Origin of the sequence: Streptacidiphilus sp. MAP12-20, assembly GCF_041262525.1 — a bacterium.
Taxonomy (GTDB): Bacteria; Actinomycetota; Actinomycetes; order Streptomycetales; family Streptomycetaceae; genus Streptacidiphilus.
Window position 1 is genome coordinate 69374 of record NZ_JBGCCK010000014.1, and the last position, 24424, is coordinate 93797.

The 24424-nt window shown below is 72.3% G+C and carries 11 protein-coding genes; 3 read left to right on the forward strand and 8 right to left on the reverse strand.

The window, feature by feature from the left end:
* Nucleotides 1-111: 111 nt before the first annotated feature.
* Nucleotides 112-2100, reverse strand: coding sequence for a glycoside hydrolase family 6 protein (locus ABIA32_RS20310; RefSeq protein ID WP_370097170.1), 1989 nt, complete (start codon nt 2098-2100; stop codon nt 112-114).
* A 323-nt stretch (nt 2101-2423) separates the two neighbouring features.
* On the opposite strand from ABIA32_RS20310, the gene ABIA32_RS20315 reads away from it, so the two are divergent.
* Nucleotides 2424-3986: a cellulase family glycosylhydrolase gene (locus tag ABIA32_RS20315; RefSeq protein ID WP_370097172.1), complete on the forward strand. Its 1563-nt coding sequence runs from the start codon at nt 2424-2426 to the stop codon at nt 3984-3986.
* Nucleotides 3987-4012: 26 nt separating this feature from the next.
* On the opposite strand, the gene ABIA32_RS20320 is transcribed toward ABIA32_RS20315, so the two are convergent.
* Both ABIA32_RS20320 and ABIA32_RS20325 read right to left on the reverse strand, forming a co-directional pair.
* The gene (locus ABIA32_RS20320) at nt 4013-4681 is read right to left on the reverse strand and encodes an HAD-IA family hydrolase (RefSeq protein ID WP_370097173.1); all 669 of its coding nucleotides are present in this window, start codon (nt 4679-4681) and stop codon (nt 4013-4015) included.
* Nucleotides 4682-4822: 141 nt separating this feature from the next.
* On the reverse strand, nt 4823-5584 hold the full coding sequence (locus ABIA32_RS20325; RefSeq protein ID WP_370097176.1) for an ArsR/SmtB family transcription factor: 762 nt from the start codon (nt 5582-5584) through the stop codon (nt 4823-4825).
* Nucleotides 5585-5649: 65 nt separating this feature from the next.
* On the opposite strand from ABIA32_RS20325, the gene ABIA32_RS20330 reads away from it, so the two are divergent.
* A complete protein-coding gene (locus tag ABIA32_RS20330) occupies nt 5650-6672 on the forward strand; it encodes a serine protease (RefSeq protein WP_370097178.1) in 1023 nt (340 codons plus the stop codon).
* A 119-nt stretch (nt 6673-6791) separates the two neighbouring features.
* A complete protein-coding gene (locus ABIA32_RS20335) occupies nt 6792-7484 on the forward strand; it encodes an acetate uptake transporter (protein ID WP_370097181.1) in 693 nt (230 codons plus the stop codon).
* A 40-nt stretch (nt 7485-7524) separates the two neighbouring features.
* Here the strand turns inward: ABIA32_RS20335 and ABIA32_RS20340 are convergent, their stop codons facing one another.
* The 5 genes from ABIA32_RS20340 to ABIA32_RS20360 all read right to left on the reverse strand — a co-directional run bounded on the left by ABIA32_RS20340 (nt 7525) and on the right by ABIA32_RS20360 (nt 24419).
* Entirely contained in the window at nt 7525-7773 is a 249-nt protein-coding gene (locus ABIA32_RS20340; protein ID WP_370097184.1) for a hypothetical protein, read from the reverse strand.
* A gap of 324 nt (nt 7774-8097) precedes the next feature.
* Entirely contained in the window at nt 8098-9162 is a 1065-nt protein-coding gene (locus tag ABIA32_RS20345; protein ID WP_370097187.1) for a branched-chain amino acid aminotransferase, read from the reverse strand.
* Between the two features lie 10 nt (nt 9163-9172).
* Entirely contained in the window at nt 9173-9529 is a 357-nt protein-coding gene (locus ABIA32_RS20350; RefSeq protein WP_370097189.1) for a nuclear transport factor 2 family protein, read from the reverse strand.
* On the reverse strand, nt 9526-19521 hold the full coding sequence (locus ABIA32_RS20355; RefSeq protein WP_370097191.1) for an amino acid adenylation domain-containing protein: 9996 nt from the start codon (nt 19519-19521) through the stop codon (nt 9526-9528). Before ABIA32_RS20355 ends, ABIA32_RS20350 begins: the two co-directional genes overlap by 4 nt.
* Nucleotides 19518-24419, reverse strand: a complete 4902-nt coding sequence (locus tag ABIA32_RS20360) for an amino acid adenylation domain-containing protein (RefSeq protein ID WP_370097193.1) — start codon at nt 24417-24419, stop codon at nt 19518-19520. The genes ABIA32_RS20355 and ABIA32_RS20360 overlap by 4 nt, the downstream gene beginning before the upstream one ends.
* Between the last annotated feature and the right edge of the window lie 5 nt (nt 24420-24424).

The following is a 24424-nucleotide window of genomic DNA, read 5'->3' on the forward strand; positions in this document are numbered from 1 at the left end:
TTGGAGGCCGATCGCGACCTGGGAGCGCTCCCAGGTCGGAGTGAGCCGTCAAGGGGGCCCGCCGCTGCGAAGCGGCGGGCCCCCTCTGCCCACTGACCTGCTGTCGGACCGTCAGGAAGCCGTACAGGTCAGCGTCGGTGCGGCGTTGCTGCCGCTGTACGACGCACCGAAGCCGAAGCTGGTGTTGCTGCCGACCGCGATGGTGCCGTTGTAGCCCATGTTCACCGCGGTGACCGTCGTGCCCGACTGGGTGTAGGTCGCGTTCCACATGTTCGAGACCGTCTGGTTGCCCGCGAAGCTCCAGACGACCTTCCAGGCCGTCGTCGCCTTCGTGCCGGTGTTGGCGACCGTCACGTTCGCGTTGAATCCGCTGCCCCAGTCGCTGCTGATGCTGTAGGTCGCGGTGCAGCCGACACTGCCTCCGCCTCCGCCTCCGCCGGAGGCGGCCGTGGTCGCGGTCACCGCCGCCGAGGCGGCCGAGACGTTGCCGGGCGCGTCCTGTGCGGTGACGGTGTAGGTGTAGGCGGTGGACGCGGTGAGACCGGTGTCGGTGTAGCTGGTGCCACTGGTCACCGTCGCGACCTTGGCGCCGCCCCGGTACACGCTGTACGCGGCCACCCCGACGTCGTCCGTGGACGCGGTCCAGGAGAGGGAGACGCTGCTCGCGGTAGTACCGGTGACGGTCAGTCCGGTCGGGACGGAGGGCGGGGTGGTGTCGTTGTCGCCACCGCCCGAGGAGGCGCCCAGGCTCGGGTAGGCGTTGCCGACCAGCTGCTGGAACTGCGCCGCGAACCACTGTCCGGCCGGGATGTCGTAGCCGGGGATGGCGTCGGTCGGGTAGGTGCCGCCGTTGCCGTCGGTCTGCGTGCCGTTCGGGTCGCAGTGCGGGTCGCCGTGCGCGTGCGTGGCGGTCGGGTAGTCGCCGTCCGACTCGCCCGGCGGCTTGACCCAGATGAACGCGATGATCGGGTCGCTGCCGCCGTAGGGCTGCGCCGTCGGGCGGGCGCCGATGCCGGCTCCGTTGACGTTGCACCAGTCGCCGCGGAACGGACGCTGGTCGACCTTGTTGGCCGCGACGTAGGCGTCCACCGTGGTCGGCGTGGAGTTCAGCGCCGTCGGACGGGCGGAGCCGCCCCAGCCGTTGCGGGAGGTGTCGACGATCATCCCGACCGTGCTCGGGAAACCGGCCGAGACGAGCGAGGCGTGCATCGCCTCGTCGTAGCTGTGCTCGTCGAAGTACGGGTTGTACTGGTAGAACTTCGCCGAGTCCAGCGGGTTGCCGCCCACCTGCAGCGTGGAGTTGGGCAGGAAGGGCTCATCGAGCGGGGTGGTGTTCGCCGTGTCGCTGACGAAGCCGTCGACGCTCGCGAGCCCGGCCGTCGTCGCCTTGGCGACCTTGGCGAACTCCTGCGCGGCCGGGCCCATGTTGCTGGACCAGCCGAGCCAGCCGGAGTGGCCGATGTCCAGGTAGTCGTAGACGTTCGGTATCGCGTGCAGCTTGTTGAGCGTGTACGCCACGCCCGTCTCGTAGTACGGGGCCGCCGTCGCGCAGGCGGGCTTGTTCTGGTTGGTGACGGCGTTGGGCAGCGAGTCCGGCTCGATGACCGCCGCGATCCTCAGGTTGCTGTACTTGCTGTTGCCCAGGATGGACGCGATCGGGTCGACGTACTGCGTCTCGTACTCGGTGAGTCCGGCGGCGGTCGCCGGGATCTCCCCGTTGGAGGCGAGCGCGGCACAGTCACGGCCGGGAAGGTCGTAGATGACGACCTCGAACAGGTTGGCACCCGTGGCCACCGCGTTGTCGAGCTGGGCCTGCAGACTGCGGTGGGTGCTGTCACCGGCGATGGCGCCGATGCGGTCCATCCAGATCGCGGTCTGGTAGCCGGAGACCTTCGCCTCGGCCGTGCCCAGAGTCCCGCCGTCGGCACTGGCCTGCGCGTTGACCTCAGAGACGTAGTCGGGGTTGAGATAGGGGGTGGCCCCGACGAAGGGGTTCGCCAGGTGCGTGCCGGCGGCGTGCGCCGACTGCGCTGCCGCGACCGGGACGAGCCAGGTCGCGCCGAGCGCTGCGGCGGCGGCTGCCACACGCAGTCTGCGCAAGGGTGGGTGCGCCACTGTGTACTGCCTTTCTGTGGGCGGGTGGTGGTGGGAGCGGTCCCAGTTCGGGAAGGTGAATTTCCGGAACGGCCACTGCCGAAAGCAGCGGGACCGCACCCGACTCGGGGACAGGGAGGGTGGGAGCGCTCCCAATGGTTGACCGCAACGGACGGACCGTCAAGACTCTTGTCGGTGAGCAGGAAAGTTCCATCGAGCTTGGTATGACCTCTGTCCGAACCCGCCCGGGGTCGCTACCTTGGCTCGGGCGGGCAGGCGTGGGAGCGCTTCCGATTTCGGGTCCACCATCCTGAAGGAGCGTCATCTCCATGCGCCCACGCGCCCAACTGGCCGCTGTCGCCGCCACCCTCGGCGGCTGCGCCGCCGTGCTGATCCCGCTGGCCCCCGCCTCGGCCTCGACCACCGCAGTTCCCACGGCCGCGAGCGGCGCCGCCTGCAGCGTGAGCTACGCCGTCAGCAACGACTGGGGCAGCGGCTTCACGGCCGCCGTCACCATCACCGACACCGGCAGCGCCCCGCTCACCTCATGGGCGCTCGGCTACACCTACGCCGGCAACCAGACCCTGCAATCCGGCTGGAACGGCACCTGGTCGCAGTCGGGCCACAACGTTGCTGTCGCAGCGCCGAGTTGGGCCGCGACCATCGCTCCCGGCGGCTCGTACACGACCGACGCCAACTTCTCCTACTCCGGCGCGAACGCGGCGCCGACGGCGTTCACCGTGAACGGCCTCGCCTGCGGCCCGACCGGATCGCCCTCCGCCTCCCCGTCTCCCTCGCCCTCAGCCTCCGCCAGCGCGAGCCCGACGGCCAGCCCCAGCCCCAGCTCCAGCCCGTCCCCGAGCCCGACCGGCTCCTCCGGCTCCGCGCCGGCCCTGCATGTGTCCGGGAACAAGCTCGTCGACGCCTCAGGACGCACCGTCACGCTCCACGGCGTGGATCGGTCCGGGGCGGAGTTCGGCTGCGTCCAGGGCACGGGGCTCTTCGACGGCCCGGTCGACCAGACCTCCGTCTCGGCGATGACCTCCTGGCACATCAACGCCGTCCGCGTCCCCCTCAACGAGGACTGCTGGCTCGGCCATTCCAACGTCAGCGCGGCCTACGCGGGCGCGAACTACATCAACGCGATCAAGGCCTACGTCGCCCTGCTGGAGAAGAACGGCCTCGACGTCATCCTCGACCTGCACTGGACCGACGGCGTCTACACCGGCAACTCCTCCGGCTGCACCGCCGCCACCGCGCTCTGTCAGAAACCGATGCCGGACGCGGCCGGAGCGGTCCCGTTCTGGAGCTCGGTCGCCTCGACCTTCAAGGGCGACAACGCGGTCGTCTTCGACCTCTTCAACGAGCCCTACCCGGAGCGCGCCACCGGCGGCGAGACCAGCGGCTGGGCCTGCTGGCGGGACGGCGGTACCTGCCCGGGCATCGGTTACGCCGTCGCCGGGATGCAGTCCATGGACAACGCGGTGCGCGGCACCGGCGCGACCAACGTGGTGATGCTTGGCGGCCTCGCCTACTCCAACGACCTGACGCAGTGGCTCGCGTACAAGCCGACCGACCCGACCGGCAACATCGCCGCCTCCTGGCACTCGTACAACTTCAACACCTGTGCCAACAGCTCCTGCTGGAACTCCCAGATCTCTCCGGTGCTGGCCCAGGTGCCGCTGGTGACCGGCGAGCTCGGCGAGAACGACTGCGCCCACGGCTACCTGGACACGCTGCTGCCCTGGCTCGACAGCGCCGGCGCCTCGTACCTGGCCTGGACCTGGAACACCTGGGACTGCAGCAACGGCCCTGCCCTGATCAGCGCCTACGACGGCACCCCGACCTCGTTCGGGGCCGGATTCAAGGCGCACCTGGCCACACTCGGCTGACCAGACCTGATCTGCCTGACCGGACCTCAGCCGATGAGCAGCGCCAGCGAGCCGTCCGGCTCCACCAGCGGCCGCACCTGGGAGAGGTCCTTGGCGATCACGTCCGCCGCCAGCTCCCCCGGGTCGTGAGTGGTCGCCAGGGCGACCGTGTGCATACCCGCCGCACGGCCGGCGGCGAGGCCGGCCGGGGAGTCCTCGACCACGACGCAGCGGCTCGGTGCCACGCCGAGCCGCTCGGCTGCCTTGAGGAAGGGCTCAGGGTCGGGCTTGCCGCGCGTGACGTCCTCCGCACCGACCAGCATCGGCACGGTCAGGCCGAGGGCGGAGAGCCGTCGCAGCGCCAGTACTCGCGCCGCCGCCGTCACCACGGCCCAGCGGTCCCGTGGCAGCGAGGAGAGCAACTCCTCGGTGCCGGGGAGCAGCCTGGTGTTCGCGGCGTCCGCCAGCTCCAGCTCCTGGAGCCTGGCCACGGCGGCGGCGACCTCCGGCTCGGGCAGTAGTTCCGCGATGACCTCCCGGGCCGGGCGGCCGACGTAGCCGACCTCGTCGAGCCGCTGCGGCTCGATCCCCGACTCGCTCGCCCACCGGCCCCAGCACCTGCGCACCGAGGCGAGGGAGTCGATGAGGGTGCCGTCGTTGTCGAAGAGCACGGCATCGGCGGTCAGCACGGCGGGAGCGGGGAGGTGGGCGGTCACGGCGGGGACTCGTCCTTCGCGTCCGGGGACGGTGGCCTGGTACCTCTCCAGCCTCCCCCGCACGGGCGGATCATCCAAGGGGCCAAGGTCCCCTTCCGCCCCATCCGGCGCAAAGGCCGCCCACGCGGCGGATCAGCGGCGTCAGGCCCCGCTGCCGTACATCAGCGAGCCTGGCGTGGTGAGCAGCTCGCCCGACTCCAGCCAGGTCTTGAGGCCGGAAAGTATCATCGGCCAGCCGCCGTACAGCTCGTCGTTGGCACCCTCGCGGAGCTGGTCGTGGGTGACGGTGAGCCGGCAGGAGTCGCCGACGGGCTCGATCTCCCAGGTGACCCTGGATGTGCCCTCCGCCTTGACCTCGTCGCTCCAGAGAGCCGTCATGCTCTGCACGAGCCGACGCGGCGGGTCGACCTCCAGATGGACGCCCTCGCCCAGCGGGCCGGGGGCACCGGGCGACGACATCTGGAACGCGCCTCCCGGCACGAGCTCCCCGGTGATCCGGGCGCCGAAGTTGTACTTGGCCCGGATGTCCGGGTCGGTGATCGCCTGCCACAACCGCTCGGGAGTGGTGCGGATGTAGATCTCGAAGACCTTTTCCATGGTCGACTCCAGATCGTGCTTGAGATCGCTGAGCGCCGCAGCCCAGGGCTCGGCGTACTTGCTGACCCAGCGGTCATGGACCAGCCGGATCGGGACGGGGTTGAGGAAGTGCAACTTCTCGCGGCCCTGACGTCGGGTGACGACCAGGCCTGCCTGCTCCAACTGCTTCAGGTGCTTCATGACAGCGAAGCGACTCGTCTCGAACCTTGCTTCCAGCGCGCTCAGCGTCTGGCCGTCGCTCTCGAACAACGCGTCGAGGAGCGCGCGCCTGGTGGGATCGGCCAGGGCCTTGAAAACCTCGTCCACGAACCGAGAATAGGTGACCTTTCGGTCACATGTCAAGCGGCGGGTGATTTTTCCCCGGGGGGCTTGTGACCAGCGGCAACGACAAGGCAGCATGTCGCTACCTCCCCACTGCACGCTGCGAGGTTCCCCTGTTCTCCATTCAGCGCAGCCCCGCACGGCCGACCCCCACGGGTCGGCCGATCCCCGCCCAGCCCATCCCGACCCGACCCGCACCCACGCAGGCGATCCCCGCTCAGCGCCACCTCGCCGAGCTCTCCCGCCCTCAGGGTGTCCCCGCGCAGGACCACGTCCCCGCCGAGCACGGCGCGGCGGCGTTGCACCCCCCACGGCGGCGTCCCACCGTCTCCGCGGTCGCGTGGCTGGTCGCACTGGCGCTGGCCGGAGCCACCGGGGCGGCGTTGCCGAGTCAGGAGCTCGGCAATCCGCACACCGCCGTCGCGGACCGCGTGGACAACAGGGTGGGCGCCCTTTTCAGCGGCGGGCTCGGCGGCACGCACTACTGCACGGCCAGCGTGGTGGACAGCCCCAAGGGCAACATGATCATCACGGCCGCCCACTGCCTCAGCGGCGCCGACCAGGACAAGGTCTTCGTGCCGGGCTACCGCGACGGCACCGCCCCGCTCGGCGTCTGGCAGATCGCCTCCACCATCCAGGACCCCGGCTGGACCGCCAACGGCGACGCCTCGGTGGACGTGGCCTTCGCCGTGCTCAAGCCGCTCAACGGCCGCTCCGTGCAACAGGTCGTCGGCGCGAACCGGATCGCCGTCGACCAGGGCTTCGACCACCTCGTCACCATCACCGGCTACCCGGACACCCTGGAAGCACCGATCACCTGCTCGGATCTGGTCGACCGCTTCAGCGACAGCCAGATGCGGATCGACTGCACCGGCTACAGCGACGGCACGAGCGGCAGCCCGTGGCTGATCCCCGGCCGGGGCGGGCCCACCGGCGACGAGGGCACCGTCATCGGCGTGATCGGCGGCTTCGAGACCGGCGGATACACCGACGACATCTCCTACAGCTCGTACTTCGGAGACCGCGTCGGCCGCCTCTACCGCACCGCCGTGACGCGGGCCGCAGGGCTGTAGCCGCGCAAGCCGGGTAAGCCGGGCCGGTCGGGTCGGCGCCGATACGGAACCCTCGAGTCGCCGGTCGGGCGCTCGGCCACCAGGATGGTGCAGGAGCCGAGCACCGCTCTGGAGGCATTGTGTCCGACCCCACCGCCCCGCCCGCTCAGTACAACTCCGCCCGGCAGCTGTCCGCCAACAACCGCATCGGCCCGTGGGCCCAGGCGGTCTCGGTGCGCCGGATGGAGCCCACGGCGCAGGCGCAGCTCGGACCGCTCGGCCTGGCCGGCTTCATCGTGGTCACCTTCATCGCCACCGGGATCGACGCGGGCGTCCTGCCCGAGAGCGCGGCGCCCGTCCTTGCCCCGGTCGGCTTCTTCATCGGTGGCCTGGCCCAGCTTCTCGCCGGGCTCTTCCAGGCGCAGCGCGGGGATACCTGGCACGCCACCGTCTTCGGTTCGTTCGGCCTGTTCTGGTGCGCCAAGGCCAGCATGCTGAAGTGGGTGCTGCCGGGCATGGACCCCTCCGCGCGCGGTGCCGCCAGCGGGGTGTTCACGCTCCCGTGGGTGTTCGTGGTCTTCGTGTTGTGGCTCGCCAGCTGGCGTATCCACGTGGCGCTGCTGTCCACCTTCAGCTGCGTCCTCGTGGTCTTCGTGGCGATGACCGTCTCCGGCTTCACCGGCAGCGTGACCTGGAACCGAGTGGCCGGTTGGAGCGGACTGCTGGCCGCGGCCGGCGCGCTCTACCTGCTCGCCGGGCAGGTGATGGCGAGCACCTGGGGCCGTCCGGTCCTGCCCATGGGCCAGCTCAACCACCCGAATACCGAGACCTGACCCGCCCTGCACTCACTGCCCTGCACTCACTGCCCAGCTCTCACCCGCCGGGATACCACGCCAGCGCGTGCGCCTCCGCGAGCGTGTCGCGGACCTGGTTGCGGTAACGGCTCGCCTGCTGCGGATCGGTTTCGGCCAACGCCGCCGCGGCGAGGGCCGCGGCGGAGGTGGACCAGGCGAGCAGGCGCACCGCGTCCTGGCGGTCGGCGTCGAGCAGGCGTTCGTCGGGCAGGTCGGCCGCGTGACGGGCCAGGAGGGTCGACAGCACCCGTAGATGTGTGCGGGTCACGGCTGGCGGTGGAAGGGGTTCGTTGGCATGACGGCCCACGTCGACGGCTCCCGGGTGAGTACGGGTTCGGACACTCATCATGGCGCAATTGCCTCTGGCATGTACGCGCATTACTTCAAGAATCCTCACACCCTTTAGGACACCCTTGACCTGCCCTTGGGGACACACCGGACGCATCGTCACAGACACCCCCTGGCGCGAAGCAGTGCGCCGTTCGTAGGCCACTCAACGCCCATTGCATGCACAAATCAAGTAGGCGCGGAGCCGCCCGCGAAGCAGGCGGGCCGAGCCGCTCCGGAACCGGCACGGCTCGGCCCGGACGCCTCAGCAGATCCGGTGCAGCCACCCGCCCGGGTCGGCGCGGCGGCCGTGCTGGACGTCAAGCAGTGCCTGACGCAGCCGGGCGGTGGCCGGGCCCATGCCGCCGTCGCCGATGGTGAACCAGTCGTCGCCGTCGCGCACCCGGCCCACCGGGGTGACCACCGCGGCCGTTCCGCAGGCGAAGGTCTCGGTGATGGCGCCGGAGCGGCAGCCCTCCCGCCATTCCTCGACGGTGATGCGCTCCTCGGCGACCGGGTAGCCCTCCAGTCCCGCGATCGTCAGCAGGCTCGCCCGCGTGTTGCCGGGCAGGAGGGTGCCCGTCAACGCGGGGGTGACCAGGCGGCCGTCGCGGACGAAGAACAGGTTCATCCCGCCCATCTCCTCGACGAAGCGGTGCTCGGCCGCGTCCAACCAGACGACCTGCTGGCAGCCGGCCGCCTGCGCCTGCTGCTGGGCCAGCAGCGAAGGGCCGTAATTGGCCGCGCACTTGACGTTTCCGGTGCCGCCGGGGACGGCCCGGGTGAACTCCCGGCTGACGTGCACCGAGACCGGCTGCACCTGGTCCCCGAAGAACCCGCCGGCAAGGAAGGCCATCATCAGGAAGGTGTACTCGTTGGACGCGCGCAGCATCAGCTGCGTCTCGCTCGCGTAGAGCAGGGGCCGCAGGTACAGCGTGTGCGTCGGGTTGTCGTGCAGCCAGTCGGCGTCGGCCCGGACCACGTCCTCGACCGCGCGCAGGAACATCTCCTGCGGCACCTCCGGCATGGCCAGCCGGGCGGCCGACCTGGCGAACCGGGCGGCGTTGTCGCGCGGCCGGAAAGCCGCGATCGATCCGTCCTGCTGGACGAAGGCCTTCAGTCCTTCGAAGACCACCTGGGCGTAGTGCAGGCCGATCATGCCCGGGTGGATCGACAGGTTGGTCAGCGGGCCCAGGGTCGGGGCCGACCAGCCGGTGCCCGCCGTCCAGCGGGCGGTGACGAGGTGGTCGGTGAACGCGTCGCCATGGCCCGGGTTCTCCAGGTACTTGCTGGGACGGAGGGACGCTTCGGTCGTCGCGATTGCGGTCATGACTGGTCTCCTAACCAAGAGGGGCGAAGTAGTAGGTGTCCCGGTGCGAGAAGAGGCCGTCGGGGCCGACCTCGAAGAAGTCGGCGAAGCGCAGCTCCATCTCCGCGCCGTCGTGCAGCTCGCCGTGGAACTCCCCGTGCACCGCGACCCGGTCGCCGGCGTCGAGGACCGCGGTGAAGGCGTGCCGGCCGGCGCGGAACTTGCGGCCGGCCCGGTAGAAGGCGGCGATCTCCTCGCGCCCGTGCATCGCGGGGTACCCCGGACGGCGGTACACCGCGCCCGGCTGGAAGAGGGCGACGAGGCCCTCCACGTCGCCCGCGTCGACGTAGGCGTAGTACCGCCTGATCATGGTCTCGCCTTCGGTCATGGCATCCTCCTGATGAGTTGGGCCGCGATCTGTGTGAGCGGAACAGGTTGGAGCATGTCGCCGTGCCGACACGCCACGTCGTGCACCTCGATCTCGCCGCCGACGTGGCTGCGCCAGGCCGCGGGGTCGCCCGGGTCTCCGTCGTCGCCGGTGGCCCGGAAGAAGAGGACATCGCCGTCGACCTTTCCGGAGTCGAAGCCGCGGATGGCGTTCGCGTGGCCGGCGAAGACGTCGGGGAGCCGGTCGATCCCGGCCGCACCCAGGACGGCTAGCGGTTCGGCGACGAGGTCGTGGAACTCGAGCCTGCTGTCCGGGTTGGCGTCGATGCCGATCGAGAGCAGCAGCTCGCGCAGCGTCCCCGGGTCGTCGGCGGCTGCCGGAAGGGCGTCCCGGTCGGCCGCGGCGGGGTAGCCGTCCAGGATGGCGAGCAGCTCGACGCTCTCGTCGGCCGTCTGCAGTTCGGCGGCGAGCGCGTGGGCCACCACTCCCCCGAACGACCAGCCCAACAGGCGGTACGGGCCGTGCGGTTGGACCGACCGGATCTGCGCGAGGTAGTCCTGGACGAGGTCCTCGATCGTCAGATCGCCTGCGGGCGAGGTGAAGCCGCGCGCCTGCAGTCCGTAGACCGGCTGGTCCGGGCCCAGGTGGCGGAGCAGCCCCGAGTAGACCCAGCTGATGCCGGCGGCCGGATGGACACAGAACAAGGGGATGCGGGAGCCGGTGGCGCGCAGCGGCAGCAGTACCGCCAGCGGGTCACCGTCCGCCGAACCGAGCGCGAGCTGCTCGGCCAGCAGCGCCGGTGTGGGCGCCGTGAACAGCGTCCTGATGCTCACCGTCGCCCCGGTCTCCTGACGGACCCTGCTGATCAGCCGGGTCGCCAGCAGCGAGTGCCCGCCGAGGTCGAAGAAGCTGTCGTCGATCGACACCTCCGCCCGCCCGAGGCCCAGCGTCTCGGCGAAGACGGCGGTCAACTGCCGTTCCACCGGGGTGCGCGGCGCGCGGCCGGGCCCCGTGGCACCCCAGTCCGGTGCGGGCAGCGCTCCCCGGTCGAGTTTGCCGTTGAGGGTCAGCGGCAGCTCGCCGAGGATCGTGAACGCGGCGGGCACCAGGTAGTCGGGCAACCGGTCGGCGACGAAACGACGCAGCGTCGCGCCGTCGACCCCACCGTCCGCCACGCCGACCGCCCTGTCGGCCGCGACGTAGGCGGCGAGCCGGGTGCCGTGGACCAGCACGACGGCCTGGCGCACCGCCGGATGGCGGGCGATCGTCGCCTCGATCTCCCCCGGCTCGATCCGGATGCCCCGGAGCTTGACCTGCTGGTCGGCGCGTCCGATGAAGGCGAGTTGGCCGTCGGGGAGCCACCGCACGACGTCGCCGGTCCGGTACATGCGCTGCCCCGGCGGACCGTAGGGGTTCGCCACGAACCGGCCGGCCGTGAGCCCGGACCGGCCCAGGTATCCGGCCGCCGTCCCCGAGCCCGCGAGGTAGAGCTCGCCGGGGACGCCCACGGGCGCGAGCCTCAGGGCGTCGTCGAGCACGAGCAGATCCGCGTTGGCGACCGGCCGACCGATCGGCGGCAGATCCCGGCCACCGGCCGCTACCGCCGCGGCCGAGGCGACCACGGTGAACTCGGTCGGGCCGTAGAGGTTCATCAGCGTGAACGGAGTTGCCACGGCCGGGGTGCGGCGCAGCACGTCGCCGGCCGTGAACAGCCACCGCAGCGAGCCCTGTCCCAACCGGGGGTCGTCGAGCAGCAGTTCCAGGCGCGGGGTGGGCAGGAAGCAGGTGGTCAGTCGGGTCGCGATGATCCAGTCCAGCAGCGCGTCGGCGTCGTCGAGCGTCTGCTGGTCCGGCAGGTGCACGGAGGCGCCCGCGCACAGGTAGGGCCAGATCTCCCACACCGCCGCGTCGAACCCCTGCGCCGCGACCTGGCTGGTCCGGTCTGCGGGGGTGATCCCGTAGCGACGGATGTGGTCCTGGCACATGTCGCTGAGGGCGCGGTGCCGGACGACGACGCCCTTCGGCGTGCCCGTCGAGCCGGAGGTGTGCACGACGTAGGCGACGCCGTCGGGGTCGGGCCCCGGCAGTGGCGTCGCCGACAACTGTTCGGCGTCCTCGGCGGCGTCGATGTCGTCGAGGCAGATGATCTCGGCCCCGCACGGCGGCAGCAGCGCGGCCTGGGCCCGGGTGGTCACGATCACCGGCATCGCCGTGTCCTCGACGAGGAACGCCAGCCGGTCCCGTGGATACGCCGGATCGAGCGGGGCGTAGGCCGCGCCCGCCTTCAGCACGCCCAGCATCGCCACGACCATCTCCGGCCCGCGCTCGACGCACACGCCGACCACGGTGGACGGCCGCACCGCCAGGGCCCGCGCCACCCGGTCGGCCCGTCGGTCGAGCTCGCCGAAGGTCATCGATCCGACGGCGACCGCCGCCGGATCCTGCGCCGCGACGAGGTCGCAGACGGTCCGGCTCGTGTCGAACGGCACCCGCTCGCCCTGCCAGTCGCGCAGCACGCGTGCCCGCTCCTGCTCGGTGAGCAGGTCGATCTCGCCGAGCCGCAGTTCCGGGTCGGCGCACACGGCCTCCAGCACCCGGGTCAGCCGCTCGGCGAAGGAGACAATCGTGTCCCGGTCGAAGAGGTCCTTCGCGTACTCGAAGGAGGCGTGGATGCCGCCGCAGCCCTCGGCCTCCGAGAAGACCATGGTCAGGTCGAACTTCGCCCCGCCGGAGCCGATCTTCTCGAAGTCCGTCTCGAACCCAGGCAGTTCGAACGTGCCCCCGCCGAGGTTCTGCAGCACCAGCATGACCTGGAAGAGCGGGTGCCTGGCCAGTGACCGGACCGGGTTGAGCGACTCGACCAGCTGGTCGAACGGCAGGTCCTGGTGCGACAGCGCCGCGAGGTCCGTCTCCCGGACACGGGCGAGCAGGTCCGCGAAGGCCGGGTCGCCGGAGGTGTCGGTCCGCAGCACGAGCGTGTTGACGAAGAACCCGACGAGGTCGTCGAGCTCCGCGTCGGTGCGGCCGGCCACCACGGACCCGAGCGGGATGTCCGTCCCCGCGCCGAGCCGGGTGAGCAGCGCCGCCACCGCCGCCTGCAGCAGCATGTACAGGGTGACCTGGTGACTGCGGGCCAACGTCGTCAGGCTCGCGTGCAGGGCGGCCGGAAGGACGACCTCGACGGTGTCGCCGGCGTGGCTGGGCGTCGCGGGGCGCGGCCGGTCGGTCGGCAGGTCGAGCTGGTCCGGCAGCTCGGCGAGGTGCTCGCGCCAGTAGGCCAGCTGCGTCCCGAACAGCGACTCGGGGTCGGCCGGGTCGCCCAGCATCTCGTGCTGCCAGAGCGTGTAGTCGGCGTAGCGGACCGCGAGCGGTTCCGCTTCCGGCGCGAGTCCGTCCAGCCGTGCGGCGTACGCGGTCGCGAGATCGGCCAGGAGCGGTCCCATGGACCAGCCGTCGGCCGCGATGTGGTGCATCACCAGGACCAGGACGTGGTCGTCCGGGGCGAGCGCGAGGGCGTGGGCGCGCAGGGGCGTGTCGTTCGCGAGGTCGTAGACGTGCCCGGCCGCCTCCTCCAGCCGGGCGGGCAGCTCGTCGGGGGTGACCTCCGCCTCGATCCACACCGGCGCCGCGTCGGCCGGTTCGCGGATCACCTGGACCGGCTGTCCGTCCACCTCCGGGTAGACGGTGCGCAGCGCGTCCTGCCGGGTCACCAGGTCCAGCAGCGCCGCCCGCAGTTCCTCCGGGCGCCAGGCGCCGCGCAGCCGCAACGCCGTCGCCATCGTGTAGGTCGCGCTCGGCTCGATCTGGTGCAGGAACCAGAGCCGCTGCTGCGCGTGGGCGAGGGGCAGCCGCGCGGGTACGGCGCGCCCGCCCGGCCGTGGCCGCGCCCGGCCGCCGGACCGGTGCAGCTCCCCGGCCAGCCCGGCCGGCGTCGGAGTGCGGAAGACGTCCCGCACCTCCAGCTCGGCGCCCAGCGCTTCGCGGACGCGGTTGACCAGGCGCACGGCGAGCAGCGAGTGCCCGCCGAGGGCGAAGAAGTTGTCATCCGCGCCCACCTCGGCTTCGCAGCCCAGCAGTTCGGCGAAGGCGTCGCACAGCAGCTGCTCCTGCGGCGTCCTCGGGGCCCGGCTCGCCGGAGCCGACGGAGCCGGGAGAGCCGCGAGGTCGACCTTGCCCGACGGCGTCAGCGGGACGGCGTCGATCGGCACGTAGAGCTGCGGCACCAGGTGGGCCGGCAGCCGCTCCGTCAGGTGGTCGCGGAGGGCGTCGACGGACGCCGACCCTTGCGTGTAGGCCACCAGACGCTCGTCGCGGACGACGACGACCGCCGCCTCGACCCCCGGGCACTGGGCCAGTCGGGCCTCGATCTCACCGGGCTCGATGCGGACCCCGCGGATCTTGATCTGGGCGTCGGTGCGGGCCAGGTAGGTCAGTTCGCCGTCCCGCCGCCGTTGCACCAGGTCTCCGGTGCGGTACATCCGGCTGCCAGGGCGGCCGAACGGGTCGGCGACGAACCGGGTCGCGGTGAGCGCCTGCCGCCGGTGGTAGCCGCGCGCCAGCTGGGGGCCCGCGAGGTAGAGCTCGCCGACAGATCCCGGGGGCACCGGCCGCAGCCGGGCGTCCAGCACGTAGGCGGCGGTGTTCGCGTGCGGCCGCCCGATCGGCATGGCCCCCGGCTGCCCGGCCCAGGCGAACTGGGTCACGTCGACCGCCGCCTCGGTCGGCCCGTACGCGTTGTGCAGCGCGACGCCGTACCGGTCCCGGAAGCGGCGGGCGAGCTGCGGGGAGAGCGCCTCGCCGCCGCAGAACGCCAGGCGCAGCGTGTCGTGGTGTGCCGCTTCGGGCTCGCGGGGCTCGCGCAGGAACGCGTCGAGCAGGGCGGGCACGAACTCGGAGACCGTCACCGCGTGTTCGCGGTAGAGCGCCGCGAGGTAGGCCGGATCGCGGTGGCCGCCGGGCTTCGCCACGACGATCGTGGCCCCTGCGGTCAACGGCCAGAAGATCTCCAGCAGGGACACGTCGAATGCGGCCGGCGACTTGTGCACCATCCGGTCCGCCGGGGTCAGCCCGTAGTGGGCCTGCCGCCACAGCAGCTGGTTCACGATCGCCCGATGCGTCGTCACGACGCCCTTCGGCAGGCCGGTCGAGCCCGAGGTGTACATCACGTAGGCCGGATCGTCGGGCCCGGCCGCCGTCAGCGGCGCGGTCGTCGTCGGCACCGCCGTCGTCGCGAGGTCCGGCGACGCGAGGTCCTCGGTGGTGAGGACGCACGCCGGTTCCGCGTCGGCGATCATGAACGCGAGCCGCTCGGGGGGATAGTCCGGGTCCAGGGCCAGGTACGCGGCACCCGCGTAGAGCGTCCCCAGCATCGCCACGACCAGCTCCGCGCTGCGTGGCAGGGAGAGGGCGACGATGCGCTCCGGGCCCGCGCCCCGCACGGCGAGCCGCCCGGCCACCGCCCGTGCGGCAGCGTCGAGTTCGGCGTAGCTCAGGCGTACGCCTTCGGCGATCACGGCGGTCGCGTCCGGCGTCGCCGCGACCCGGGCCTGGACCAGGTGCGCAAGGGTCGTCTCGGGGAACTCGACGGCCTCGCCCTGCAGATGGCGCGGCTCGTCCGGAGCGTAGAGGTCGACGCCGTGGACCCGCGCCTCAGGATCGGCCAGCACGGACGCCGCGAACCGGGTCAGCCGCGCGCCAAGCTGCTCGACCGAGGCCCGGTCGAACATGTCGGTCGCGTACTCCAGGTAGACGTCGAGGCCCGCCGGCGCGCCGTCCTCGTCGCGGCGTTCGATGAAGTCGATGCTCAGGTCGAACTTGACCTGGTCGTTGGCGAGCGCGTGGACCGACGCCGCCCCGGCGCCGTCATCCCCGTCATCCCCATTGCCGCCGTTCCCGCCGGTCGTCGCGTCGTGCAGGGCGATCATGGCCTGGAACAGCGGGTGGCGGCCCAGGACGCGGGGCGGGTTGAGGTGCTCCACCACCCGCTCGAACGGGACCTCCTGGTGCGCATAGGCGTCGATCATCCGGGTGCGGACCCGTCGCAGCAGGTCGCGGAAGGACGGGTCACCGGAGAGGTCCGTGCGCAGCACCAGGGTGTTGACGAAGAAGCCGACCAGCTCGTCCAGCGCCGGATCGCCGCGGCCCGCGACCGGGGTGCCCAGCGGGACATCGTCGGAGCCGCACACCTGGCCCAGGGTGGCGGCGGTGAGCGCCTGCAGGGACATGAAGAGGGTCACCTGCTCCGCCCGGGTCAGCCGGAGCAGTTCGGCGTGCTGCCGCGCGTCCAGGGACACGGTGACGGTGTCGCCGCGACCGTCGCGCTCGGCGGGGCGCGGCCGGTCGGCGGGCAGCTCGAGCTCGGCCGGCAGGTCCGCCAGGTCCTCGGCCCACCAGGAGAGCCCCGCCGCGTCGAGCTCGTCCCGCTGCCACAGCGCGTAGTCGGCGTACTGGACGGGCAGCGCGGGGAAGGCGGGCGCCCGACCGGCGAGCCGGGCCGTGTACGCGGTGGTGAGGTCGCGCAGCAAGGGCCGCAACGACCAGCCGTCCGCCGCGATGTGGTGCAGCAGCAGCCCGAGCCGCCCGTCGCCGTCCAGCTGGGCGCGGATCGGGATCTCGGTGGCCAGGTCGAAGACATGGCCGGCGTCGAAGTCCTGGACCGACGTCAGTTCCGGCCGCACCCCGTCGAGCACGCGCTGCACGGGCTCGCCATCGACCAGCGGATAGACCGTGCGCAGGATCTCGTGCCGCTGCACCAGGTCCCCGAGCGCGGCTTCGAGGGCGGGCACGTCGACGGTGGGCAGCGGGAGGGTGAAGGCGACGTTGTACGCGGTGTCCGGCTGCGTGTGGTGCAGGAACCAGAGCCGGTGCTGCGCGGGCGACAGGGGCAGCGGTTCCGGGCGCTGCGCGCGGGCCGTGAGCGGCGCCCGGGTGACGCCCTGCAGGCTCTCCAGATGGGCGGCGAGCGCGCCCGGCGTGGGGTGGGTGAACAGCGCCTTCACGGTGAGGTCCCGGTCCAGCCGCTCCCGGGCCCGGCCGATCAGGCGGGCGGCGAGCAGCGAGTGCCCGCCGAGCGCGAAGAAGTCGTCGTCGATGCCGACCCCCGCCACCCCGAGCACGTCGCCGAACAGATCGCAGAGGATCTCCTCGCGCGGATTGCGGGGCCCGCGCCCGGCGGCCGTGATCTCCGGCTCCGGCAGGGCCCGGCGGTCGAGTTTGCCGTTCGCCGTGATCGGCAGCGCGTCCAGTACCACGAAGGCCTGCGGCACCATGTAGTCCGGCAGTCCCTGGCGGACGTGGGCGCGGACCTCGGCCGGGTCGGCGGCGCCCACCAGGTAGGCGACGAGCCGGCCCTCGCGAGCGACGACCGCGGCCTGCTCCACTCCGGGGTGGCGGCCGATGACCGTCTCGACCTCGGCAGGCTCGATCCGGAAACCGCGGATCTTCACCTGGTCGTCGGCCCGGCCGCAGAACTCCAGCACCCCGTCCGCACGCCAGCGCACCAGGTCGCCGGTCCGGTACATCCGGCTGCCCGGTCGGCCGAACGGGTCGGCCACGAAACGCGACGCGGTCAGCCCGGACTGGCCCAGATACCCGCGGGCCAGCCCCGCGCCCGCCATGTAGAGCTCGCCGATGACACCGATTGGGACCGGTGCGAGGTACGCGTCGAGCACGTGGACCCGCTTGCCGTGCAGGGGTCGGCCGACCGGGATGGAAGGGCCCTCGCAGTCGGCGCGGGTCACCGCGTGGAAGACGGTGAAGATCATGCTCTCCACCGGCGAGTAGCCGTTGACGATCCGCAGCTCCGGATGGGCCGTCAGCAGCCTGGTCAGGTGCGCGACGGACGCGGCCTCGCCGCCGGTCATCACCTGGCGCACGGTGTCGAAGACCCTCGGATGCTCGTCGATGAGGTAGTTGAGCAGGCTGGCCGAGGCGTGCAGGGTGGTCACCCCGTGCGCGGCGACGAGCTCCTCGACAACCGCCGGCTCGGGCACCTGGCCGGGGTGCAGCACGCAGGTGGCGCCGAAGAGCAGCGCCCCGAACAGTTCCAGCGCGAACGCGTCCCAGGAGACCGGGGCGCACTGCAGCACCACCTCGCCCGGGCTGCCCGGGCCGAAGGCCACGAACTCCTGCCCGAGCAGGGTGGCGGTCATGCTGCCGTGCGAGGCCAGGACGGCCTTCGGCCGGCCGGTCGAGCCCGAGGTGAACATGACGCAGGCCGCGTCGTCCGCGCCGACCGCCACCGCCGGTGGCGTGTCCTCGCCGGGGGGCAGCTCGGCGTCCCAGCCGATGACCCGGCGGATGCCGGCGCCGTCGACGGCGGCGCGGAGCCGGTCCAGGGGGTGAGCGGTGTCCAGGACGGTGTAGGCGGCACCGGCCTTGAGGACCCCGAGCAACGCCGCCACCAGCGCGACGCCGCGTTCGAGGCAGACGCCGACGACCTCGCCGCGTCGGACGCCGTCGGCCAGCAGCGCGTGCGCCACCTGGTTCGCGCGGCGGTCCAGCTCGCGGTAGCTGACCGTGGTCGGCCCCGCGACCAGCGCCAGCGCGTCCGGGCTGCACGCCACCTGGGCCTCGAAGACCTGGTGGATCGGCAGGTCGCTGGTCGCGGGACGGGCGGCGCCGCTCCACTCGTCCAGCAGGACGCGCCGCTCGGCCGGGTCCAGGAGCTCGTCCGCGGACAGCCGGCGTCGCGGATCCTGCGTCATCGCCCGCAGCACCGTCACGAAGCAGCCGAGCATCCGCGCGATCGTCGACTCGTCGAAGAGGTCGGTGGCGTACTCGAACGACAGGACCATGCCGTCGTAGTCGCCCGCAGCGGTGCGGAGCTCCGACACCGCCACGGTCAGGTCGAACTTCGCGGCGGTCGCCGGCACCGGCACGGGTTCCAGCACGACGCCGGACGCCTCGGCCGAAGGCCCGTCGAGGCACTGCACGGCCTGGCTCTGCAGGGCGTACATGACCTGGAAGAGCGGGTGCCGTGAAGGCGACCGTGGCGGGTTGACGGCCTCCACGATCCGCTCGAAGGGCAGGGCCTGGTGCGCGAACGCCGCCAGGTCGACCTGCTTGATCCGCTCGATCAGCTCGGCGAAGGTGGGGTCCCCCGAGGTGTCGGTGCGCAGCACGACGGTGTTGACGAAGAAGCCGACCAGCTCCTCCAGCGCCTCGTCGTCGCGCCCGGCCACGGCCGTGCCCAGGGGGATGTCCGTGCCCGCGCCGAACCGGGTGAGCAACGCGGTCAGCGCCGCCTGGACCACCATGAACAGGGTCGCCTCCTGCCGGGCGGCGAACGCGACCAGCTCGGCGTGCAGCTCCGGGTCGAGGATCACCGAGGACAGCGCGCCGCGCTCCGACGGCTCAGCCGGACGCGTGCGGTCGAACGGCAGCGGCAGTTCCTCCACCGTGCCGGCCAGCGTCCCGCGCCAGTGGTCGAGCTGACGCGACACCAGGCTCTCCGGGTCGCTCTCCTCTCCCAGCACCTCCTGCTGCCACAGCGTGTAGTCCGCGTACTGCACCGGCAGCGGTTCGAAGCCGGGCGTCCGGCCGGCGACGCGGGCCGCGTAGGCGGTGCCCAGGTCGCTGACCAGCGGGCCGAGGGACGAGCCGTCGGCGGCGATGTGATGCAGGATCAGGCCGACGTGGTACTCGTCGGCGGCTACGCGGCACAGCTGGGCGCGGATCGGGATCTCGGCGGCGAGGTCGAAGACGTGCCCGGCGTCGATGGCGTCCACCACGGAGAGCTCCGGCGTGGCGTCCTCCAGCACGTGCTGGTGCGGCTCGCCGTCCACGACCCGGTAGACGGTCCGCAGGATCTCGTGCCGGCGTACCACGTCGGCCAGCGCCTGCCGGAGCACGCCGGCATCGACCTCGCCGCGGGCCCGCAGGGTGAACGCGACGTTGTAGGCGGTGCTCGGTTCCAGCTGGTGCAGGAACCACAGCCGCCGCTGGGCGTAGGAGAGGGGGATCGTCGCGGCCGCGACCTCGGGACCGGTCATCGCGCACGCGCCTTCAGGGCCGGCCGGGCCTTACCGGCGGTCTCGAACTCCTCCACCAGGCGGGCGACCGTGCGGGCGCCGAACACGGCCTGGATGCTCAGCTCGACGCCGAACGCCGTGCGGACCTTGCTGATCAGCCTGGTCACCAGCAGCGAGTGGCCGCCCAGGGCGAAGAAGTCGTCATCGATGCCCACCCCCGGCACGCCCAGGATCTCCGAGTACAGCCGGCACAGGGTCTCCTCGCGCTGGTCGCGCGGGCGGCGGCTGGTCTCCGAGGCCGTGATGGCCGGCACCGGCAGCGCCTTGCGGTCCAGCTTGCCGTTGGGCGTGATGGGCAGCGCGTCGAGCGCGACGAAGGCGGTGGGGACCATGTAGTCGGGCAGCGTCCCGGCCAGCGAGTGCCGCAGCATCGCCAGATCCAAGCCCCGACCGGCCTCGGGCACGACGTAGGCCACCAGGCGCTTGTCCCCCGGCGTGTCCTCGCGCACGACCACCGCGACCTGCCGGACCCCGTCGTGGCGGCCGATGGCGGTCTCCACCTCGCCCGGCTCGACCCGGAAGCCGCGGATCTTCACCTGGTCGTCGGCCCGGCCGCAGAACTCCAGCACCCCGTCCGCACGCCAGCGGACCAGGTCGCCGGTCCGGTACAGGCGGCCGGGGCCGAAGGGGTCGGCCACGAAGCGGGAGGCGGTCAGTCCGGACTGGCCCAGGTAGCCGTCCGCCAGGCCGACTCCGGCCATGTAGAGCTCACCGACGACCCCGACGGGCGCGGGGTCGAGCCGGTCGTCGAGCACGTAGACGCGCTTGCCGTGCAGCGGCCTGCCCACGGGTATGGAGCGGCCGTCGCAGTCGGCGCGGGTCACCGGGTGGAAGACCGTGAAGATCATGCTCTCCACCGGCGAGTACCCGTTGACCAGGCGCAGGTCCGGACGCAGTTCGAGCAGCTTGGTCAGGTGCGCGACCGAGGCGGCCTCGCCCCCGGTCATCACCTGGCGCACCCCGGCGAACACGTGCGGGTACTCGTCGACGAGGAAGTTGAGCAGGCTCGCCGACACGTGCACGGTACTCACCCGGTGCCGCTCGATCAGGTCCGCGATGACCGCGGGCTCCGGCGTCTGGCCCGGCTGCAGCACGCAGGTCCCGCCGAAGAACAGCGCCGTGAACAGCTCCAGCGCGAACGCGTCCCAGGACACCGGCGAGCACTGCAGCACGACGTCGCCGGGGCCGCTCGTCACGTACTCCTGGCCGAGGAAGGTGGCCACCATCGACCGGTGCGAGGAGACGACGCCCTTCGGGCGGCCGGTGGAGCCGGAGGTGAACATCACGCAGACGGCGTCGGCCGGACTGACCGGCACGTCGGGCGCGGCGGGCGACTGCTCGGCCACCGCAGGGTCGGTGACGTCGATCCAGGTCCGGCGCCCGGGCGCGGTCCAGGCCGCCATCTCGGCCGGGCGGCTGAGCACGGTGGCGACCCCGGCGTCGTCGACGACGGCCGCGAGGCGCTCGACGGGGTACTTGGTGTCGAGCAGCGTGTACGCCGCGCCGGCCTTGGCCGTGGCGAGCACCGCGACGATCAGGTCCGTGCCGCGGCCGAGGTAGACGCCGAGCAGGTCTCCGCGTCCGACGCCCTGGTCCAGCAGGTGGCGGGCGAGCCGGTTCGCGCGGGCGTCGAGCTCGGCGTAGGTCAGCTGCGCCGGGCCGTCGATCAGCGCGATCGCGCCGGGGGTCGCGGCTGCCTGCGCGGCGAAGGTCCCGTGCACGGTGGCGTCGGCGGTGACCGGCGCGCCGGCCCCGCTCCAGTCGTCCACGAGGAGCGAGCGCTCGGCGGCCGTCAGCAGGTCCACGGTGTGCAGGGCGGCGGCCGGGTCTGCGACCATCGCCCGCACCACGCGGTCCGTGCAGCGGGCCAGGAGCTCGATCGTGCGCGGGTCGTACAGGTCGGTCGCGTACTCGAAGGAGCCCTGGATCCCGGCGATCTCGCCGCGCGGGTTGCGCACCTCCGCGAAGGCGACGGTCAGGTCGAACTTCGCCGAGCCGGTGTCCGCGAGCCGGCTGGTGACCTCCAGATCGGGCAGCCTCAGCACCGCCTCGTCGTTGTTCTGCAGCACCAGCATGATCTGGAACAGCGGGTGCCTGGCCAGCGAGCGGTTCGGGTTGAGTGCCTCGACTACGCGTTCGAACGGCAGGTCCTGGTGGGCATAGGCGGCCAGGTCGGTCTCGCGGACCCGGTCGAGCAGCTCCCGGAAGCTGGGGTCGCCCGAGGTGTTGGTGCGCAGCACGACGGTGTTGACGAAGAATCCGACCAGGTCCTCGAGCGCGTCGTCGACCCGGCCCGCCACCGGCGACCCGAAGACGATGTCGGACCCGGCGCCGAGCCGGCTCAGCACCGCCGCCAGCGCGGCCTGCAGGATCATGAAGAGGGTGACCTGCTCGCGCTGCGCCAGGTCGAGCAGGGCCTGGTGGGTCGCCACGTCGAACTCGAGGCCGACGGCCGCGCCCTGATAGGACGGCACGGCCGGACGCGCCCGGTCGGGGGTGACGGTCAGCTCGTCGGGCAGCGCGTCGAGTGCCTTGGACCAGTACTCCAGCTGCCGGGCGGCCAGGCCCTCCGGGTCGTCTGCCTCGCCGAGCAGCTCGCGCTGCCAGATCGTGTAGTCCGCGTACTGCACCGGCAGCGGCTCCCAGGCCGGCGCGGTCCCGCTCGTGCGGGCCTGGTAGGCGGTGGCGATATCGCGCAGCAGCGGGCTCATCGACCAGCCGTCGGAGACGATGTGATGCATGACGACCAGCAGCACATGCTGGTCGGGGGCGCTGCGCAGCAGCGTGGTCCGCACTGGCAGCTCGGTGGTGAGGTCGAAGAGATGGCGCGACGCGTCGCGGACGAACGCGTCCACCTCGTCGGGCGCACACTCCGCCTCCAACCAGACCGGCTCGCAGTCCGCGACTACCTCCTGGTACGGCTCTCCTTCGCGCTCGGGGAAGATCGTGCGCAGCGCCTCGTGGCGCTCGACGACGTCACGGAGCGCGCCGCGCAGGGCGTCCCGGTCGAGGTGGCCGTGCAGGCCCACGGCGACCGGCACGTTGTAGGCCGGGCTGTGCTCCAGGCGGCTCAGGAACCAGAGCCGCTGCTGCGCGAAAGACAGGGGGACCATGGGATCTCCTTGGGTCCGAAGGTGATGGCGCAGCACCGGCCGGTCTCGGCGGGTGGTGCCCAGGCGGCCGGCCAGGACGGCGACGGTCGGAGCGGCGAACAGGTCGCGGTGGGTCAGCTCCGCGCCGAAGGCGGTGCGGATCCGGTTGATCAGTCGGGCGGCGAGCAGCGAGTGGCCGCCGCACTGGAAGAAGTCGTCGTCGACGCCGACCCGGGCGCGGCCAAGGACGTCGGCGTACAGGGCGCAGAGCGTCCGCTCGGCCCCGGTGACCGGCGGCCGGTAGCGCGCGGCTCCGTCGAAGTCCGGCTCCGGGAGTGCGGACCGGTCGACCTTGCCGTTCGGGGTGAGCGGCAGCGCGTCCAGGGGCACGAACGCGGAGGGGACCAGGTGGTCGGGCAGCCGGCTGCGGCAGTGGGCGCGGACGTCCGCGAGGTCGACCCCGGCGCTGACCTCGGCGGGGACGAGGTAGGCGACGAGCCGCTTGTCGCCCCGCGCGTCGCCGCGCGCCACGACCTTCACGGCGTTCACGTCGACGTGATCCGCGATCACCGCCTCGACCTCGGCCGGCTCGACGCGGAAGCCGCGGATCTTCACCTGGTCGTCGGCGCGGCCGAGGAACTCGTACACCCCGTCGCGCAGCGCGGCAAGGTCGCCGGTGCGGTACATCCGCCCGCCGTCGCAGGCCACGAACCGGGTCGCGGTCAGCGCGGGCTGCCCGAGATAGCCCTGGGCGAGCCCGGACCCGCCGAGGTACACCTCACCGGGCTCGCCGTCAGGGACCGGCCGCAGCCTCTCGTCCAGCAGGTGGACCGCCGTCTCCGCCAGCGGCACGCCGATCGGCAGCGTCGCCGACGCCAGGTCGGCCGCCGTCATCTCGTGGTGCGTCGCGAACACCATGCTCTCGACCGGGCCGTAGCCGTTGACGATCCGGAGCTGCGGGAACTCACGCCGCAGCTTGTGCAGTTGGGCGAGCACGGGCACGTCCCCGCCGGTGAGCACCTGACGCAGGGTGCCGAACACCTCCGGGTGCAGGTCCACCAGCAGCGCGAGCAGTCCGGCCGAGAAGAACGCGCTGGTGATCCGATGCCGCGTCACGAGCCGTGCGATCAGAGCGGGTTCCGGGCTCTGGCCCGGCTGCAGCACGCACGTCGCGCCGTGCAGCAGCGCGCCGTACAGCTCCAGTGCGCACGCGTCCCAGGAGACCGGAGCGCTCTGCAGGTGGACCTGGTCCGGCCCGAACTCCTGGAAGTCCTGCCCGCGGAAGGTCCGCAGGATCGAGCGGTGGTCGCCGACGACGCCCTTCGGGCTGCCGGTCGAGCCGGAGGTGAACATGACGCAGGCGGCGTCGTCCGGGCCCGAGCGGACCGTCGGCGCGACCGTCGCGGCGTCACGGACCAGCGCGCCGGCGAGGTCCGCCGGGGTCAGCACGGCCCGCGGCGCCGCCTCGGCCAGCAGGCGGGCCACCCGCTCGTCCGGGAAGGCCGGGTCGACGGGCACGTAGGCGGCGCCCGCCTTGAGCACGCCCAGCCAGGCCGCGACCATCTCGATGCTGCGGGGGACGTGCACCGCGACGCGGTCGCCGCGGCGCACCCCCTGGGCGACGAGAGCGTTCGCGATCCGGTTGGCGTAGGCGTCGAGGTCCCGGTAATCGATCTGCCGCGTGCCGGATATCAGCGCGACGCTATGCGGATTCTGTGCGGCTCGACGGGCGAACTCCGCGTGCACGGTTGCGGTATCGATGGGCATCGGCC

Excerpts from the sequence above, each read along its gene's own strand:
- ABIA32_RS20315 (WP_370097172.1), top strand. The coding sequence starts at position 2,424 with ATGCGCCCACGCGCCCAACTGGCCGCTGTCGCCGCCACCCTCGGCGGC.
- ABIA32_RS20345 (WP_370097187.1), bottom strand. The coding sequence starts at position 9,162 with ATGACCGCAATCGCGACGACCGAAGCGTCCCTCCGTCCCAGCAAGTAC.
- ABIA32_RS20350 (WP_370097189.1), bottom strand. The coding sequence starts at position 9,529 with ATGACCGAAGGCGAGACCATGATCAGGCGGTACTACGCCTACGTCGAC.
- ABIA32_RS20355 (WP_370097191.1), bottom strand. The coding sequence starts at position 19,521 with ATGACCGGTCCCGAGGTCGCGGCCGCGACGATCCCCCTCTCCTACGCC.
- ABIA32_RS20360 (WP_370097193.1), bottom strand. The coding sequence starts at position 24,419 with ATGCCCATCGATACCGCAACCGTGCACGCGGAGTTCGCCCGTCGAGCC.